Annotated in this window: 1 protein-coding gene; it reads right to left on the minus strand. The window is 58.0% G+C overall.

Features of this window, described 5'->3' with window-relative positions; all coding sequences use genetic code 11:
* Window positions 1–788, minus strand: a 788-nt coding sequence (locus tag AWU74_RS11880; RefSeq protein ID WP_187150912.1) for a tyrosine-type recombinase/integrase, incomplete at both ends; no start/stop codon positions are given.

The following is a 788-nucleotide window of genomic DNA, read 5'->3' on the forward strand; positions in this document are numbered from 1 at the left end:
TGCCGCAGGCTATGCGGCGTTATGTTGCGCCGTTTCTGCGCCTCTACCGATAATCCGGTATCCGCAAGCGCCGCCCATAACCCTTTTACGAAAAAGTTTTTAGACACCGGCTCGCCGTCATTAAACAGGCTTTCAAGCACGAAATCCGCGCCGCCGATATGCCGCGCTTGCGCACGTACCGCGTCTAGGCAAGCGGACACCGCCGCGCCGTAGGGCACTTTGCGGAAACTTCCGCACTTCGGCGACTTCAAGCCTTCCCTGTCAATCCAGTTATGGCGTATGTCTATAATCCCGCCCTGTACGTCCTGCCATTGCAAGCCCCGGACTTCTCCGCTCCGCATACCGCAGCATAAGCCCAAAAGCACCGGAAGCAGTCGGCGCGGGTTGTCCAGCGGCAAGGCGCACACGGCGGCGGCTTCCGCCTGCGTCAATATGCCCTTTTCTGTTTTTGCTTCTGCCGCTCGCGCTATGCCTTTGGCAGGGTCGGTCGGTATCAGCCCGCGCCGTACTGCCTGCGCCATTGCGATTTTCACCAGTTTCAAAGCGGAGTTCGCCCTGTTGCCGGTTATGCCGTGCGCTTCCCTGCTCCACAATAGCCACTTCTCAAGGTCGCCCGTAGTTATGTCGGCAAGGCGCATTTTTACGAAGGGTTTGTATGTAGCGATATGCAGGCGAATATCGCCCTGATTGTGTTTGACGTAGGTCGGCGAAAGAGGCTTGCCTTTTACGGTCGCCGCCTGTCGGCAATACTCCCCGTCCGCTCGCCAGAAATCTTGCAGGTAGGCAAT

Source organism: Treponema endosymbiont of Eucomonympha sp. (assembly GCF_001028545.1).